The following is a 15048-nucleotide window of genomic DNA, read 5'->3' on the forward strand; positions in this document are numbered from 1 at the left end:
CCTGCCCTACAGGGCGGACGGCAGCCGAGTCACATCCGCTCGGGAGCGGACACGCCGAGGAGGTCGAGACCGTTGCGGAAGACCTGTCCCGCGGCATCGTTGAGCCACAGGCGCGTGCGGTGCACGGTCTCGATCGGGTCGTCGCCCTGGGGGATCACGCGGCAGTTGTCGTACCAGCGGTGGTACAGGCCGGCGAGCTCCTCGAGGTACCGCGCGACGCGGTGCGGTTCGCGGACCTCGGCAGCGAACGCCACGATGCGCGGGAACTCCTGCAGAGCACCGAGCAGTGCGCCCTCCGTCTCGTGCGTGAGCGTCTCAGGAGCGAACTCCGAGCGGTCGACACCGGAATCGGCGGCGTTGCGCGCGACATTGTGCGTGCGGGCGTGTGCGTACTGCACGTAGAAGACAGGGTTGTCGTTCGTGCGCTTCTGCAGCAGCTCCGGGTCGAGCGCCAGCGGCGAATCGGCGGGCGAGCGCTCCAGCGAGTAGCGCAGTGCATCGGTGCCGAGCCACTCGCGCAGGTCGTCCATCTCGATGATGTTGCCGGCACGCTTGCTGAGACGCGCACCGCCAACCGAGACGAGCTGACCGATCAGCACCTCGACGTTCTTCTCGGGGTCTTCTCCTGCGGCACCGGCGATCGCCTTGAGGCGGTGGACGTAACCGTGGTGGTCTGCGCCCAGCAGGTACAGCTTGTACTCGAACCCGCGGTCGCCCTTGTTGAGGTAGTACGCGGCGTCGGCGGCGAAGTAGGTGTACTCGCCGTTCGAGCGACGGATCACACGGTCCTTGTCGTCACCGAAGTCGGTGGTGCGCACCCAGACGGCACCCTCGTCGTCGAAGACATGTCCCTGCTCGCGCAGACGGTCGACGGCGCGGTCGACGAAGCTCGTGCCGTCCTCCCCCTTGGCATGCAGCGTGCGCTCGGAGAACCACACGTCGAAGTCGACGTTGAACTTCGAGAGCGACTGCTTCTGCTCCTCGAGCTGGAACCCGTAGGCGAGCTCACGGGTGACGACCACCTGCTCGTCGTCCGCAAGGTCGAGCAGATCAGGACGGGCTGCGAGCACGCGAGCCGCGAGATCGCCGATGTAGCTTCCGGCGTAGCCACCCTCGGGGGTGGGCTCGCCCTTGGCTGCGGCGAGCACGGAGTTCGCGAAGCGCTCCATCTGCACGCCGGCGTCGTTGATGTAGTACTCGCGGGCAACGGTCGCACCGGATGCCGCGAGCACGCGGGCGATCGCATCGCCGAGGGCCGCCCAACGCGTGTGGCCGATGTGCAGCGGACCGGTCGGGTTCGCGCTCACGAACTCGATGTTGATGCTCTGTCCGGCCTGCGAGTCGTTGTGGCCGTAGTCGACGCCTGCATCGACGATCAGCTTCGCCAGCGCGCCTGCGGCCGCCGCATCGAGGCGGATGTTGATGAACCCCGGGCCGGCGACCTCGGTGCTCGCGATGCCGTCGATCTCAGAGAGCCCGTCGGCGATCTGCTGGGCGAGTTCGCGAGGGTTGGTGCCGAACGGCTTCGCCAGACGCATCGCGATGTTCGAGGCCCAGTCGCCGTGGTCGCGATTGCGCGGACGGTCGAGCACGATGTCGGATGCGGCGAGCGCGAGCGGCTCGCCCGGACGTCGTTCCTCGGCGATCGGTGCGAGGACGGCGAGGAGGGCTTCGGCGAGCGTTTCAGGGTTCATAGCCCTCTCAGTTTACGGCGCGTCACGCGCCCGAATTTGCGAGGGCCCGATCGTGATCTACAGTCATGCCATGAAGGCCGCATCCGCCCGCCACCGCCTGCCCGTCGCGGGCCTCGCCGTCGCCGTGATCCTGGCTCTCGCCGCGGTCATCCTCGGTGTGTGGCGTCCGTGGGTTCCGGTGCCGTCTTCTGCGCCCGTCGGAGCCGCTGCCGCCGCCGACGAGGCAGTCACGATCGCCCCCGTGCCACTGCTGCTCCCCGAGCATCCGACCGTTCTGCTGTTCGGGGATTCCTGGACCTACGGCTCAGCTGCGACCGAGCCGACGCTCGGCTACGCATACGTTCTCGCGGACATGATCGACGGCGAGACCATCGTGAAGGGTGTGCGGGGCAGCGGCTATCTGAAGCCGGGGCTCGATGGTCCTGCGTTCGGCGAGCGCATCGCCGCGCTGGATCCGACACTGACACCCGACCTGATCATCATGCAGGGATCGATCAACGACCGCGCTCAGGGCGAGGCCGGTTACCGCGAGGCCGTGACCGCAGCGTGGGATGCGATGTCCGCGAAGTACCCCGAAGCGACGATCGTCATTCTCGGTCCGGCACCGCATGAGCTGCCGGTCGGCGCCGGGACCGCCCGAATCGACACCGATCTCAGTGAGCTGGCCGCAGCCCGGGGATGGTGGTACATCTCCCCCATCGCGCAGAACTGGATCACGGATCAGAACTACCTGTCGGTGATCGACGTCGAGGTCGGACGCCGGCATCCCTCGACCGACGGCCATCGGTATCTGGCGGAGAAGCTCGCCGCAGCGCTCGCGGAACTCGGCGACGCGCCGGTGACCGAGGCCGGAGGGTCGGAGACCACGCCCGAGCAGTGATATTGTCGACCGGTACGCCTCCGTAGCTCAGTGGATAGAGCGCCGGTTTCCGGTACCGTAGGTCGCTGGTTCGATTCCAGTCGGGGGCACACACTCCGCAACGCGAAAGGCCGCCTGTTCTCAGGCGGCCTTTTCGTTGTCCCCGTTCGCGGAGACCTTCGCACTGTTCTCGACGGCGGAGACGAGACTGGCTCCGGAACGTCAGCCGATCGCTCGCTCGGTCGTCGTCTCGGTCAGATTGGCGAGCAGCTGCAGGCGCTCGTGAGTGGCGGATCCGGGTTCCGCCGAGAAGACGATCATCTGGAGTCCGCGGTCGGCGGCGAGGTCCATCGCCTGGAATGTGAGCTCCAGATCGCCCACCACCGGATGGTGGACGGTCTTCAGCCCGGTGCGATGTTCCCGGACATCGTGCGCTCCCCAGAGCTTCCGGAAGAGGTCGCTGCGGGTCGAGAGTTCACCGATGAGATCGCTGAGTTGCCGGTCGTACGGCGAGCGCCCTGCTTCGCCGCGAAGAAGGGCGACGATCTGTCGGGTCTGTCCTTCCCAGTCGGGGTAGAAGGTCTGGGCGCGCGCATCGAGGAAGACGAAGCGTGCGGCGTTCGCGGGCGGTCGCGCGTGGTCGAGCATCTCGGAGAAGACGGCTCGGCCCAGCATGTTCGTGGCGATGGCGTCGAGCCGGCCGTTCTGCACGTACACCGGGACGGTGGACATCGCGTCGATGGTCTGACGCATTCCGGACGTGAGCTGCGTCTTTCGCACAGGGCGCCGTCGCTGCTGCGGATGGGCGCCGGTGTTGGCCGCCCGGATCAGGTCGTGCAGATGCGCGTGTTCCGCGTCATCCAGCTGAAGGGCTCGACTGACCCCGTCGATGACCGATTCCGACACCCCCGCCGCGTTCCCGCGCTCGAGGCGCTTGTAATACTCCGAGCTCATCCCGGCGACAAGGGCGACCTCTTCGCGACGCAGCCCGGGGACGCGGCGACGGCCACCGAAGTCCGGCAGCCCCACCTGCTCCGGGGTGAGCTTCGCGCGCCTCGAGGTGAGGAAGTCGCTGATGGCGTCACGAGTGTCCATGACTTCGAAACTACGCCGGTGCCGGCGATCTATGGGGTCCCTGCCGGGGCACCCATAGACAGGGCCACGCTAACTCCGACGTGAGGGCGTTGACTCGAGTCATCCGTCGACACAGACAGAAGGACATGAGATGAAGAACGCACACCTGGGAGGCCTGGAGGTCTCCCGCATCGGCCTCGGCGCCATGACCATGGCCGGCACGTACACGACCGGTGGCGGTCTCGACAACGACGAGTCCATACGCACCATCCACCGCGCCCTCGACCTGGGCATCACGCACATCGACACCGCCGAGATCTATGGCCCCTACCTCAGCGAGGAGATCGTCGGACAGGCGATCAAGGGCCGCCGCGACCACGTGAAGATCGCCACCAAGTTCGGGCTCGTCTCCCACTCCGGTGGCGGACCCGGCGTGACCGACAGCGCCCCCGAGAACGTGAAGGCCGCCGTCGAAGGTTCCCTGCGCCGTCTGGGAACCGACCACATCGACCTCTACTACCAGCACAGGGTCGACCCGAACACGCCCATCGAAGACACCGCAGGAGCGGTCGCCGACCTGATCGCCGAGGGCAAGGTGCTGCACTTCGGGCTCTCCGAAGCGTCAGCGCAGACCATTCGGCGCGCCCACGCCGTGCAACGCGTCTCGGCGCTGCAGACCGAGTACTCGCTGTGGACCCGCGATGTGGAGGAAGAGATCCTGCCGCTGCTCCGCGCGCTCGGGATCGGCTTCGTCCCCTACTCGCCGCTCGGTCACGGGCTGCTCACGGGCCAGATCCGCTCTGCGGCCGACATCCCCGACGACGACTGGCGCAAGACGAACCCGCGGTTCGTCGGCGAGAACTTCACCCGCAACCTCCGACTCGTCGACGAGGTGCGCGCCATCGGCGCAGAGATCGGTGCGACTCCTGCGCAGACCGCACTGGCGTGGATCCTCACCCGCGGTGACGATATCGCGCCCATCCCGGGAACGCGCCGCGTGGCTCGCGTCGAGGAGAACACCGCCGCAGATGCCATCGTGCTCACTGCCGACCAGGCCGCCCGGCTGACGGCAATGGAACCCGCGTCCGGCGAACGGCACGACGAAGCCAACATGGTCTCCATCGACAAGTGACCGGGCTTCGCCCGCTGAACGACAGGCGGACCTCGCAGGGCCTCATCGCGATGCTGCCGGTCACGTGAAGAGGGACCATCCTGACGGATGGTCCCTCTTCTGTCTCTCCGTCGCGGGCCGGTCTGTGAGTCGTGCTCTACTGGTGCCGCATCGCCGCCTCGAGCCAGGCCTCCGGGTCGACGAGGTGATTGTGGTCGTCGAGACCGAGATCGATCTGCGCCCAGTGGATCGTGCCGGAGAAGACGCCGCCCTTCGTCGCGTATCCCTCGTACGCGGGCATGCCGGTGTCGAGTCCGACGTCGAGTCCCTCGTCGAACGAGAAGTACATCGGGTGCGTGCGGACGACCTCGGAGGTGCCGACCGGTTCGCCGTCGACGAAGAGGGTGACCGTGCCACCCCGACCGATGCCTCCACCCGCATAGGCGAACTCGGAGCGCACCTGATGAGTGCCAGGAGTGAGGGGGCCAGCCGAGAGCGCGGTGCTTCGGAGCAGCCCGCAGTAGTTGTAGTGGAAGCCGACCTTGCCGCCCTCGCCGAACAGCGACCATCCGCCGGTGCGGCCGCCCTGCGCGAGGATCGCTCCGTCGAGGGTGCCGTCGTCCGGGACGACGATCTCGGCCGTCGCCGACCACGACCGGTTCTTGACGTTGATCGCGACGTTCTCGTTGAGCCGCGTCATCCCCGGGTAGAGCCGCAGCGTCTCGCCCTGGACGATCGTCGGCCGGCCGGCGAACTCGGGGTTCATGCGCTGAGCCGCGCGATCGTCGAGCGGGATGACGTTGTAGCGCGTCGCCTCGATCAGGAACAGCTGCTGCAGCTCGGCGAGCTTCTCGGGATGCTCCTTCGACAGGTCGTTCGACTGCGTCCAGTCGACCGTCGTGTCGTACAGCTCCCACACGTCCTCCGAGAAGTCCGGCGCTGCGCTCACGACATCCCACGGAGTGCGGTGTCGGGTCTGGGCCGTCCATCCACGGTGGTAGATCCCCCGGTTGCCCATGATCTCGAAGTACTGCGTGTGATGGCGCTCCGCCGCCGAGGCGTCATCGAACGAGTAGGCGAACGACGTGCCGTGCATCGGTACCTGCGTCACGCCGTTGACCGTGTGCGGTTGAGCGAGGCCCGCGAGCTCGAGGATCGTCGGGGCGACATCGATGACGTGATGCCACTGGTCGCGCACCTCGCCCTTGGCGGCGATGCGTCCCGGCCAGTGCACGATGGTGCCGTTGCGGGTTCCGCCGTAGTGGCTCGCGACCTGCTTCGTCCACTGGTACGGGGTGCACATCGCGTGGGCCCAGCCGACCGCATAGTGGTTGTAGGCCTCAGGACCGCCCACCTTGTCGAGGTTCTCCTGCCAGAACTCGACGGTCTCGTACTCCGCACCGCCGTTGGCCGCCGTGGAGAGCATGAACGCCCCCTCGAGACCGCCCTCCGCAGACGCGCCGTTGTCGCCGATGATGAACAGGACGAGGGTGTCATCGAGCAGCTCGAGCTGTTCGAGAGCATCGATCACGCGTCCGGTGTGATGATCGGCGTACTCGAGGAAGGCCCCGTAGACCTCCATCTGATGGGCGAGGATCGGGCGTCGCTCCTCGGGCACCTCATCCCACGAGGGAATTCCCTCGCTGCGTTCGGTGAGCACCGCATCCTCTGGGATCACGCCCAGCGCCTTCTGCCGCTCGAAGGTCTCGGCCCGCAGCGCATCCCACCCCTGGTCGTACTTTCCTTTGTGCTTGGCGATCCACTCCTTCGGCACGTGGTGCGGCGCATGAGTCGCCCCCGGAGCGAAGTAGATGAAGAACGGCTTGTCCGGTGTCAGCGCCTTCTGCTGATTGATGTAGTCGATGGTCCGATCGGCGAGGTCGGGCATCAGGTGGTAGTCGGGATCATCGGGTGCCTCTACGAAGCTCACGCCGTCGATGAGCGCAGGCGTCCACTGGTTGGTCTCACCGCCGATGAAGCCGTAGAACTTCTCGAAACCGCTGAACGCCGGCCAGTGATCGAAGGGCCCCGTGGGCCCGGATTCCCATACGGGAACCTCGTGGCACTTGCCGAACTGCGCGGTGTTGTATCCGGACTGTCGCAGGATCTCGGGCAGCGGGACGCACGAGTTAGGACGCGTCGAGCGATAACCCGGCGAGGGGGTCGCCGTCTCGGTGATCTGCCCCATGCCGACCTGGTGATGGTTGCGCCCCGACAGCATCGCGGCCCGGGTGGGCGAGCAGATCGCCGTGGTGTGGAACCGGCTGTACCGCAGGCCGCCCGCGGCGAGACGTTCGGCCGTCGGCATCGGCACCGGGCCACCGAAGGCACTGGATGCCCCGAATCCGACGTCATCGAGGAGTACGAGCAGCACGTTCGGCGCCTTCTTGGGCGGACGCTTCATCTCGATGGGCGGAAGCTTCTCCTCCATCTTCTTCGCGTCCATGACCATCGGTCCGACGTAGGTCTGGTCAGGAATCGGCAGAGAGCTTCCCGGAAGTTGAGTGTTCATGTTCGTCGTCTCCCGATCGTGTCGTCGCGGCGCAGCACCGCCTCGTGAGTCCAGGTCTATCGATCACGCACAGCGTCCGTCACCGTCTCCTCACCCTGAGCGGGTGACTGATCCGCATCGCCCGATGCGCCCCACGGATACCGTGTGCACAGGCGGCGCCCCCGCATTCAGCGCAGACGCCCGGGACGAGGGACGAGGGCTCGGAATGAACGCGCAGCGAGGGCGAGTGGACCGATGACCGATCTGGTGCTGTCTCTGCTGCCGCTGGCGCTGGGCGTCGTGATGAGTCCCCTCGCGATCATGGCGCTCGTCGCGGTGCTGCTTTCGCAGCGAGCGCGCGTGAACGGTGTGATGTTCCTGATCGGCTGGGCGTTGGGCGTCTTCATCGGCGTGTTCGCGAGCTTCGCCGTGCTCGGCTTCTTCGAGGTGCACGAACGCAACGCGCCACCCCTGTGGGTGCCGATCGTGCGGCTGCTGATCGGCATCTTCCTGCTGCTCGGGGCGGTCTGGATCTATCGTCGCGGGCGAGCCCACACTCTCGCGATGGCACAGGCCTCCTCACCGACAGAGGTCACCGCTGCCGCGCCTCAGCTTCCCGGATGGCTGAAGTCCGTGGAGACCTTCACCCCGACCCGGTCGCTGGTGCTCGGTACCGGGATCTTCCTGCTGAACCCCGTCGACCTGTCCTGCGCGATCCTGGCCGCCCTCGACGTTCGCCTCGCCGCACTCGACACGACGACCGGTGTTCTCGTGCTCCTCGTCTTCGGGCTCGTCGGCGTGCTGCCCATCGGCATCCCCGTCGTCCTCGTCCTCGTGAAGGGCGAAGCCGCAGACCCCGCACTGCATCGCATCCGCGCCTGGATCGCCTCCCACACGAGCGTCCTCAACGCCGCGCTGGTGCTCGTGATCGCCGTGCTCCAGCTGCAGAAGGCGGTATCGGCACTCCTCGCCTACTGATCTCGCATCGACGATCAGTAGGCGAGAGGCCGACCTCGCTACTGCTTGAGCATCGCGACGGCGAGCTTGTGCTCATCGTCGATGAGATGCGAGTGGTCATCGTCGCCGAGGTCGATGCGGACCCACTCGATGTCTCCGGTGAACGCATTGCCCGTCGCACCGTAGTCGGGCGAAACCGGCGAGGCGAGATCGGCGCCGACGTCGACCGTCTCGTCGAAAGTGAACTGGAACGGGATCGTCTTGTTCACGCGACCCTCTCCGATGGACACCCCGTCGGCGAAGAGCGTCACCGTGCCGCCCTTGGCCAGCCCTCCGCCGTCGTAGCCGAAATGTGCGCGCAACTCGGTGGCACCCGCGGGGATCGGCTCGGCCGAGCGCACGATGTCCACGTCGATGCCCAGCAGGTTGTAGGCGAACACCAGGGACCCCTCGTGCGCGTAGAACGACCAGCCGCCGTAGGCACCTCCCTGCGCGATCACCACCCCGGATGCACCGTCTTCGGGGAGATCGACCTGTGCGGTCACGGTCCAGGACTTGTTCTTGATGTTGATCGAGGTGTTCTCGCTCATCCGCTTCATGCCCGGGTAGAACTTCTGCGAGTCGCTCACGACGAGCTGAGGGCGACCCGCGATGTCGGGGTTCATCCTCTCCGCCGAGCGGATGTCGAGCGGCAGCACGTTGAAACGTGCCGCCTGGATCAGGAACAGCCGCTGCAGGTGGGCGAGCCGCTCGGGCTCTTCGGCCGCGAGGTCATGCGACTGCGTCCAGTCACTCTCGACGTCGTAGAGCTCCCACACGTCGTCGTCGAGTCCGTGCGAGGAGCCTGCCCACGGGTCCTTGTGCTTCGCGACGGCCGTCCAGCCCTTGTGATAGATCGCGCGGTTGCCCAGCATCTCGAAGTACTGCGTCTGGTGCTGCTCATCGGCGTCCGCATCCTCCGCCGCGAAGCTGTAGTTCATCGGCGTTCCCTCGTACGGGCGCTGGGTCACGCCGTTGACCATCGACGGCTCGGGGATCCCGGCGGCCTCGAGAACGGTCGGGGCGACGTCGATGACGTGGCTGAACTGGTGACGGACCGCGCCCTGCTCGACTCCCCCGCCGGGCCAGCTGACGATGGTGCCGTTGCGAGTGCCGCCCCAATGGCTGGCCACCTGCTTGGTCCACTGATAGGGCGTGTCCATCGCGTGGGCCCAGCCCACCGCGTAGTGGTTGTACGACCGCGGGGTGCCGATGTCGTCGATGTGATCGGCGACGTACTGCTCGGTCTCGATGTCGTTCATGTGGTTGATCGTGAAGCCCTCGTTCGTGGTTCCGTGCATCGATCCCTCGGCGCTGGCGCCGTTGTCACCGATGATCACGTAGACGAGCGTGTCTTCGAGGATCCCGAGCTCCTCGTACGCATCGAGGAGCCGCCCCACATGATGGTCGGCGTACTCGAGGAAGCCTGCATAGACCTCCATCTGACGCGCCAGCGCCGGCTTGATGAGATCGCTCATCTCGTCCCACGACGGGATGCCGGGGCTGCGCTCGGTGAGCACGGCATCCGCCGGGATCACCCCCAGCTCCAGCTGGCGGGCGAAGGTCTCCTTGCGGATCTCATCCCAGCCCTGATCGAAGTGCCCCTTGTACTTGTCCGCCCACTCCTCCGGCACGTGGTGCGGCGCATGAGTCGCACCGGGGGCGAAGTAGGTGAAGAACGGCACATCGGGGGCGAGCGACTTCTGCTGCCGCGTCCACGCGATCGCCTTGTCGGTCATGTCTCCCATGAAGTGGTAGCCGTCGTCGGGCGTGCCCCACGGCTCGACCGGTGTCGTGTTCTCGTAGAGGGCCGGGTACCACTGGTTCGTCTCACCGCCGATGAAGCCGTAGAAGTACTCGAATCCGTTGCCGGGAGACGGCCACCCCGAGAACGGCCCGATCGCACTCGCCTGCCAGACCGGGACTTCGTGGCACTTGCCGAACTGCGCCGTGTTGTATCCGTTCAGCTTCAGGGTCTCGGCGAGCGGCGCGCAGCTGTTCGGGCGCAGCGAGCTGTATCCCGGCGCCGACGTGGCGATCTCCGTGATACCGCCCATGCCGACCGTGTGGTGATTGCGACCTGAGAGCAACGCGGCGCGGGTCGGCGAGCATAGAGCGGTGGTGTGGAAGCGGGTGTACTTCAGCCCGGCTGCGGCGACCCGTTCGAAGTTCGGCGTGTGCACCGGTCCGCCGAATGCGCTCGATGCCCCGAATCCGGTGTCGTCGATCAGCACCACGAGCACGTTCGGCGACCCCTCCGGTGGGCGCACGGGTTCGATCGCTGGGAAGCGCGTGTCGGGGTCGGTCGCGTCGTACGTGACCGTGCCGGTGTAGGCCAGATCCGGGATCGGAAGAACAGAACGCTGCGTGTCGGCCATCGTCACTCCTCAGTGTCGCGGCGAACCCGGAAGCCCGCCTCCTGGCGCCCAGCGTACGGTCGCGTCCCGTCGCGGATTCCGACGCATCGCCCGCGGCGGGTGACCCACCATCTCCGCTCTCACTGACGCGATGTCAGCATGAGAGCGTCGTCCACTCCAGCGCGACGGCGACCCGACCAGGAGGGGAGGACCAGGATGACGGATGCGGTGACATCGCCCTCGCGGACGCCTGCCGGGTCGCGTGGGCGGTGGTGGTTCCCGACACTCGTCGGCTATCGCCGCGAGTGGCTGACATCCGACATCATCGCCGGCCTCGCCGCCGGCGCGGTCGTCGTGCCGCAGGCGATGGCCTACGCCACGATCGCGAACCTCCCGGTGCAGGTCGGTCTCTACACCTGCATCATCCCGATGCTCGTCTATGCGCTCCTCGGCGGATCCCGAGCGATGAGCGTCTCGACGACCTCGACCGTCGCGACCCTCACCGCGACCACTCTCGTCACCACCACCACTGCCGCCGGAGCCGACGATCCGATGGGCGCCCTCATGGCGTTGACGATGCTCGTGGGCGTCATGCTCGTGATCGCCCGGCTGCTGCGACTCGGATCGCTGGTCGAGAACATCAGCACGGCGACGGTGCTCGGCATCAAGATCGGCGTCGGCGGAACCGTCGCCGTCGGGCAGCTCCCGAAGCTGCTCGGCGAGACCTCCAATGCCTCGGGCGAGGGATTCTTCCGATCGATCCTCGCGGCTCTCGAAGCGTTCGACAGCGTCAACTGGCCGACGGTGGCCCTGTCCGCCGCGTCGATCGTCATCATCCTGCTGTGCAAGCGCTTCGTGCCGAAGATCCCGGGGACGCTCGTCGTCGTCGCCCTCGGAATCCTGCTGGTGTGGCTCGCGCACATCGACGAGTCAGGTGTGGCGCTCGTCGATCCGGTGCCCTCAGGACTGCCGGTGCCCGGGCTGCCGGATCTCACGGATCTCGGCGCCCTCGTCCCCGGCGCTCTCGCCATCGCGGTGATGGTGTTCCTCGAGACGGCCGCGGTGGCCCGTGGCATCCGTCGCACCTCCGAGCCGCCGATCGACGCCGATCAGGAACTCCTCGCCGCCGGGGCCGCGAACCTCGCAGGCACCTTCTTCAGCGTTCTCCCCTCTGCCGGCGGCTTCTCTCAGAGCGCCGTGAACCAGAGCGCCGGCGCTCGCACGCAGCTCGCGACCCTGGTGACCGTCGCCCTTGCCGTGCTGGTCGCGCTGTTCCTCGGTCCTGTGGTGTCGCTGCTCCCCCAGGCGACTCTGGCGGCGATGGTCCTGGTGGCGGTGGCCGGTCTGATCGACATCCCGACGCTCGTGCGCTGGGCGCGCATCAGTGCCGTCGACTTCTGGATCGCACTCGTCGTCGCGGTGATCGGCCTGACGGGCGGGCTGCTCGCCGCCGTCGCGGCAGGCGTCGCGGTGACGCTGATCCTCGTGCTCCGCGAACTGAACATCCCGCGCCTCGAGGTCGTCGGAGAGCGCGACGGCCGAGTGGCGATCCGCACCCTGCGCGGCCTCTACACGGCGAACGCCCTCGCGAACGAGCGGGCGATCATCGATCTCGCCCTCACGCGTCCCGAACCGGTGCGAGCTGTGATCTTGGATGCCCGGAGGCTCGACACCGTCACCATCACCGTGCTCGACACACTCGCAGACCTCGACCGCGAGCTCGCGGCACAGGGCATCGTTCTGCACATCGCCGCACTGCCCGAGCGCGCGAGCGTGATCGCGACGAGGACCGATTGGTATCAGGGGCTGATCGCGGCCGGCCGCGTGCACGCGCACGTCGCCGAGGCACTCGCGGCGCCGGTCTGAACACCGGAAGTCATCGGGCGCAGCGGAAACCGATGTGGGTCATCGCCGTGTCCTCGGCCTGGGCCGAACGGGCAGCGGGTCGGTAGCGCAGGCAGTACTCCGGAGCGCACAGGTGCGACCCTCCCTTGAGCACGCGCCGAGGGATGCGCGATCCGGGCTCGGCTGAGAGCAGACTCGGACGCTGTCCGGCATCGACCGCGACCGCTCCCGGAACGGTGTGGCGGTGCATCCAGTAGTCGTCCGTCCATTCCCAGACGTTGCCGATCATGTCGTACAGCCCGTACCCGTTCGCCGGGAACATCCCCACCGGAGCCGTGCCGACCCACCCTGCCGCACCGGTGTTCAGATAGGGGAACTCTCCCTGCCAGGTGTCTGCCATCACGACGCCATCAGGCCGGACGTCGTCTCCCCACGCGTACCGCGCACCGACCAGACCGCCACGCGCCGCCCATTCCCACTCGGCTTCGGTGGCGAGCCGCTTTCCCGCCCAGGCTGCGTACGCCGCGGCATCCGGATACGCGATGTGGACGACGGGATGGTCCATCCGGGCGTCGATCGAGGAGTCGAGACCGAACGGATGACGCCAGTGCGCGCCAGGCTCCCAGCGCCACCAGTGCCGCCAGTCGCGCAGGTCGACGGGCCCGTTCGTCGCGGTGAACACCATGGCACCGGGTACGAGATCGTCGGGATGCACGCCCGGATAGTCGGCCGGATCCATCGCCCTCTCGGCGACCGTGACGTATCCGGTGTCGCGGACGAACGAGGCGTAGGCCTCGTTGGTGACCGGATGCTCGTCGAGCTCGAACGCCGCGACCTCGCGTTCGTGCACCGGCCCCTCTTCGGGGTAGAACTCCTCGGACCCCATGAGCAGGGTTCCGCCGGGAATCTGGATCATCGACACCATCCCTGTCTACACCCCCGTCTCGCCGGATCGCCGCCGAGCGACCTCGTCGAGCGCCTCGGCGAGCGCATCGCCGAGGCGCTCGCGTTCGACGAACACGTTCTCCTCGCCGATGATGCTGCGCACGCCGGTGGAGGCGAGCTGGGCGTGGACGCGGGTTCCGACGCCCGCGACCATCAGAGTGGCCCCGGCTGCGGCGAGCTCCTGCGCGTACGAGCGGAGCATCGTGAGAAATGTCACTCCCAACTCGTCTGTGCCTCGCAGACGGATGATGACGTAGGTGCCCACCGCTGTGCCGTCGGGGCTCGGCAGCTGCTGCCGGAAAGACGGCGCCGACGCGAAGAACAGACTGCCGTAGGGCGTGAGCACGATCGTCGAGCCGGCGACGAGAGCCGAGGGCGGGTCGGTCTCGGTCGGACGCCCGCTCGCGTCGTCGAACACCCACTGCCTGACCCGCACACGATTGGACTGACGGGCGATGTGAAGGATGACCGCCAACCCGACCCCGCTGAGCACCGCGTACTGCAGGGGTATGGCGAGCGTGAGCCCGAAGGTCACGAGGAAGACCGCGATCTGCACCGGTCCTGTCTTCAGGACCATCGCGATCTGGTGCGGCTTCACCGTCCGCACCCCGACGAGGATCAGGAGCCCCGCCAACGCCGGCATCGCGATGTAGCCGATCAGCGGCGCGAACAGCAGCACGCTCAGCACCATCACGACACCGGCGATCAGATTCGCCGACGCGCTGCGGGAACCCGCGGCCCGCGCCAGCGCGGTCGCGGACATGGATCCCCCCACCGGCATGCCCTGGAGCATCCCGGTCGCGATGTTCGCGACCCCCTGCCCTCGGAAGTCCGCCGACGCATTCGGATATGTGCCGTCGGGGTTCGGCATCGAGCCCGAGATGGCCGCGCCCTGCACCAGCCCCACGAGAGCGAGGGACAGAGCGGGAACGAGCATCGCGAAGAACAGCGACGGGTCGGGCAGAGAGATGCCGGGGAGGCCACGCTGCACCTCGGCCACGTCGGAGATCGTGCCGACGCCTGCGGGAAAAGCCACCGCGAGGGCCGAACCGAGCACGATCGCGACCACCATCGACAGTGCTCCGAGTCGGGTGCGCTCGAGCAGGAGGATCGTGGCGATCGTGACCGAGCCGACCAGGATGGATGCCCAGCTCACCTGACCGAGGTTCAGCGCGACATCGACAACCCGCCACAGTCGGCCGTCTTCCGAGCTGTCGTATCCCGTGAAGTTCTCGAGCTGGCTGAGCACGATGTTCACCGCGACGGCGTTGACGAACCCGATGAGCACAGCTGTCGGGATGAAGCGCACGAGGCTGCCGAGTCCGGCGAGGCCCAGTGCGAGCATGGCGATGCCCGCCATCACGGTCAGGGTCGCCATGGCGGCCGCGCCATCGGCACCGTGCATCTGCGGCACGTCGGCAATGATCACCGCCATCGCTCCGGTCGCCTGCACGGTCATGAAGACCGACCCGGTCGCCAACGCGCCGGAGATCGTGCCGACGATGTAGGCGTTCAAGCCGAACAGCGGATTCACACCCGCGAGCAACCCCGCCGCGAGTCCGTCGGGCACGCTCTCGATGCCGAGCACGAGTCCTGCCCGGAGATCACCGCCGATCGTGCGCCGCGAGCCGAACCGGCGCCGGTAGCGCGTCCATCCGGTGCGCAGCGTCACAGCG

General features: G+C 67.4%; 10 protein-coding genes and 1 tRNA gene. 5 read left to right on the forward strand and 6 right to left on the reverse strand.

Features of this window, described 5'->3' with window-relative positions; all coding sequences use genetic code 11:
• Window positions 1-29 precede the first annotated feature (29 nt).
• Entirely contained in the window at window positions 30-1694 is a 1665-nt protein-coding gene (argS, locus tag ASF80_RS04315) for an arginine--tRNA ligase (RefSeq protein WP_056308294.1), read from the reverse strand.
• A 70-nt stretch (window positions 1695-1764) separates the two neighbouring features.
• On the opposite strand from argS, the gene ASF80_RS04320 reads away from it, so the two are divergent.
• Window positions 1765-2574 carry an SGNH/GDSL hydrolase family protein gene (locus tag ASF80_RS04320; RefSeq protein WP_056308296.1) on the forward strand — a complete coding sequence of 270 codons (810 nt, stop codon included), beginning with the start codon at window positions 1765-1767 and terminating at the stop codon, window positions 2572-2574.
• Window positions 2575-2590: 16 nt separating this feature from the next.
• A tRNA-Arg gene (locus ASF80_RS04325) sits at window positions 2591-2663 on the forward strand.
• A 112-nt stretch (window positions 2664-2775) separates the two neighbouring features.
• Here the strand turns inward: ASF80_RS04325 and ASF80_RS04330 are convergent.
• Window positions 2776-3648: a helix-turn-helix transcriptional regulator gene (locus ASF80_RS04330; protein ID WP_056308298.1), complete on the reverse strand. Its 873-nt coding sequence runs from the start codon at window positions 3646-3648 to the stop codon at window positions 2776-2778.
• A 130-nt stretch (window positions 3649-3778) separates the two neighbouring features.
• Between ASF80_RS04330 and ASF80_RS04335 the strand changes: the two genes are divergently transcribed.
• Window positions 3779-4759: an aldo/keto reductase gene (locus ASF80_RS04335; protein WP_056308300.1), complete on the forward strand. Its 981-nt coding sequence runs from the start codon at window positions 3779-3781 to the stop codon at window positions 4757-4759.
• Between the two features lie 136 nt (window positions 4760-4895).
• Here ASF80_RS04335 and ASF80_RS04340 read toward each other — a convergent pair whose 3' ends face one another.
• Window positions 4896-7250, reverse strand: a complete 2355-nt coding sequence (locus ASF80_RS04340; RefSeq protein ID WP_056308302.1) for an arylsulfatase — start codon at window positions 7248-7250, stop codon at window positions 4896-4898.
• Window positions 7251-7484: 234 nt separating this feature from the next.
• Here ASF80_RS04340 and ASF80_RS04345 point away from each other — a divergent pair, with 234 nt between their 5' ends.
• Entirely contained in the window at window positions 7485-8207 is a 723-nt protein-coding gene (locus tag ASF80_RS04345; protein ID WP_056308303.1) for a GAP family protein, read from the forward strand.
• 38 nt (window positions 8208-8245) lie between these two features.
• On the opposite strand, the gene ASF80_RS04350 is transcribed toward ASF80_RS04345, so the two are convergent.
• On the reverse strand, window positions 8246-10603 hold the full coding sequence (locus ASF80_RS04350; protein WP_056308305.1) for an arylsulfatase: 2358 nt from the start codon (window positions 10601-10603) through the stop codon (window positions 8246-8248).
• Between the two features lie 195 nt (window positions 10604-10798).
• Between ASF80_RS04350 and ASF80_RS04355 the strand changes: the two genes are divergently transcribed.
• Window positions 10799-12448 (forward strand): SulP family inorganic anion transporter, encoded by a 1650-nt coding sequence (locus ASF80_RS04355; protein WP_056308307.1) that lies wholly within the window; start codon window positions 10799-10801, stop codon window positions 12446-12448.
• 10 nt (window positions 12449-12458) lie between these two features.
• Here ASF80_RS04355 and ASF80_RS04360 read toward each other — a convergent pair whose 3' ends face one another.
• Together ASF80_RS04360 and ASF80_RS04365 are read right to left on the reverse strand one after the other, a co-directional pair.
• The gene (locus ASF80_RS04360; RefSeq protein ID WP_414845661.1) at window positions 12459-13343 is read right to left on the reverse strand and encodes a formylglycine-generating enzyme family protein; all 885 of its coding nucleotides are present in this window, start codon (window positions 13341-13343) and stop codon (window positions 12459-12461) included.
• A gap of 15 nt (window positions 13344-13358) precedes the next feature.
• A complete protein-coding gene (locus ASF80_RS04365) occupies window positions 13359-15044 on the reverse strand; it encodes a SulP family inorganic anion transporter (protein ID WP_235559876.1) in 1686 nt (561 codons plus the stop codon).
• Between the last annotated feature and the right edge of the window lie 4 nt (window positions 15045-15048).

Origin of the sequence: Microbacterium sp. Leaf159 (assembly GCF_001423615.1) — a bacterium.
GTDB lineage: Bacteria > Actinomycetota > Actinomycetes > Actinomycetales > Microbacteriaceae > Microbacterium.

What these genes read in the sequence shown, in the direction of transcription:
- argS (WP_056308294.1), bottom strand. Translation starts at nt 1,694, where the DNA reads ATGAACCCTGAAACGCTCGCCGAAGCCCTCCTCGCCGTCCTCGCACCG.
- ASF80_RS04320 (WP_056308296.1), top strand. Translation starts at nt 1,765, where the DNA reads ATGAAGGCCGCATCCGCCCGCCACCGCCTGCCCGTCGCGGGCCTCGCC.
- ASF80_RS04330 (WP_056308298.1), bottom strand. Translation starts at nt 3,648, where the DNA reads ATGGACACTCGTGACGCCATCAGCGACTTCCTCACCTCGAGGCGCGCG.
- ASF80_RS04335 (WP_056308300.1), top strand. Translation starts at nt 3,779, where the DNA reads ATGAAGAACGCACACCTGGGAGGCCTGGAGGTCTCCCGCATCGGCCTC.
- ASF80_RS04340 (WP_056308302.1), bottom strand. Translation starts at nt 7,250, where the DNA reads ATGAACACTCAACTTCCGGGAAGCTCTCTGCCGATTCCTGACCAGACC.
- ASF80_RS04345 (WP_056308303.1), top strand. Translation starts at nt 7,485, where the DNA reads ATGACCGATCTGGTGCTGTCTCTGCTGCCGCTGGCGCTGGGCGTCGTG.
- ASF80_RS04350 (WP_056308305.1), bottom strand. Translation starts at nt 10,603, where the DNA reads ATGGCCGACACGCAGCGTTCTGTTCTTCCGATCCCGGATCTGGCCTAC.
- ASF80_RS04355 (WP_056308307.1), top strand. Translation starts at nt 10,799, where the DNA reads ATGACGGATGCGGTGACATCGCCCTCGCGGACGCCTGCCGGGTCGCGT.
- ASF80_RS04360 (WP_414845661.1), bottom strand. Translation starts at nt 13,343, where the DNA reads ATGATCCAGATTCCCGGCGGAACCCTGCTCATGGGGTCCGAGGAGTTC.